Consider the following 1,485-nt stretch of genomic DNA (forward strand, 5'->3'; position numbering starts at 1 on the left):
CCGATCGGTGTGCCGGAGTGGAATGTGTCGGCGTTTGTGCTCGATGAGCGTTTGCGTCCGGTGCCGGTGGGTGTTGCGGGTGAGTTGTATCTGTCGGGTGTGCAGTTGGCGCGGGGGTATTTCGGTCGTCCGGAGTTGACGGCGGATCGGTTCGTGGCCAATCCGTTCGTGGTCGGGGGTGTGACCTCGGATCGGTTGTATCGCACGGGTGATCTGGTGCGGTGGACCGGCCGGGGTGAGCTCGAGTATCTGGGGCGTACTGATTTTCAGGTGAAGGTGCGGGGTTTCCGGATCGAGTTGGGGGAGATCGAGACGGTTCTGCGGAATCAGGTTTCGGTGTCGCAGGCGGTGGTCGTGGTGCACAGCGACCGGCATACCGGTGAGCAGCTCGTCGGTTATGTGGTGCCGGAGGCCGGTGCGGTGGTCGAGGTGTCGACGCTGGCGGCCGGGGTTGCGGCGGAGTTGCCGTCGTACATGGTGCCGTCGGCGTGGGTGGTGCTCGAGGAGTTGCCGCTCACCATCAACGGCAAGTTCGATCGGAAGGCGTTGCCGGCTCCGGTGGTGGTGCAGCGGCAGTTCCGAGCTCCGCAGACGCCGGTCGAGCAGACGGTCGCGGCGGTGTTCGCGGAGGTGCTCGGGGTGGCGCGGGTGGGGTTGGATGATGATTTCTTCGCGCTCGGTGGTAATTCGTTGGTGGCGACGCAGGTGACGGCGCGGTTGGGTGCGGCGCTCGATGCGCGGGTGCCGGTGCGGTTGGTGTTCGAGGCGCCGACGGTGGTGGGGTTGGCGGCGGTGGTGGAGTCGCATGCCGGTAGTGGTCGGGTGGCGTTGGTGGCGGGTCCGCGTCCGGAGCGGGTGCCGTTGTCGTTGGCGCAGCAGCGGATGTGGTTCCTCAATCGCTTCGACAGCGAGACTGCGGTGAACAACATTCCGGTCGCGCTCCGGCTGAGCGGCGAACTCGATGTCGCAGCGCTCGCGGCGGCGGTCTCGGATGTGGTCGCCCGCCACGAGGTGCTGCGCACGGTCTACCCGGAGGTCGACGGTATCGGCTTGCAGGTGGTGTTGCCGGCCGCAGAGGCACCGGCATTGCGAGTGGAGCAGGCCGACGCTACCCGCATCGCGGAGCAGGTCGCACGTCTGATCGGAGCCGGTTTCGATGTGACCGCCGAGGTGCCGTTCCGTGCGGTGCTGCTGGAGATGTCGCCGGTCGAGCGGGTTCTCGTGCTCGTCGCACACCACATCAGCGCCGACGGGTTCTCGATGGGCCCGTTGTCGCGGGATGTCATGGTGGCGTACGCGGCACGGTCACGGGGTGAAGCGCCGTCGTGGGAGCCGCTGGAGGTGCAGTACGCCGACTTCGCGTTGTGGCAGCGCGAGGTCCTCGGCGACGAGAACGACCCCGACTCGGTGCTCGCCCGGCAGCTCGACTACTGGACCGATACCCTCGCGGGCATCCCCGACGTGCTCGACCTGCCGACCGACCGG

General features: G+C 67.5%; 1 protein-coding gene. It reads left to right on the top strand.

Annotated elements, in window-relative coordinates; translation table 11 throughout:
- The coding region (locus Q8814_RS26065) for a condensation domain-containing protein (protein WP_330154819.1) at positions 1 to 1,485 on the top strand (1,485 nt) is incomplete at both ends.

The organism is Rhodococcus chondri (genome assembly GCF_036327435.1).
Lineage (GTDB): Bacteria > Actinomycetota > Actinomycetes > Mycobacteriales > Mycobacteriaceae > Rhodococcus > Rhodococcus chondri.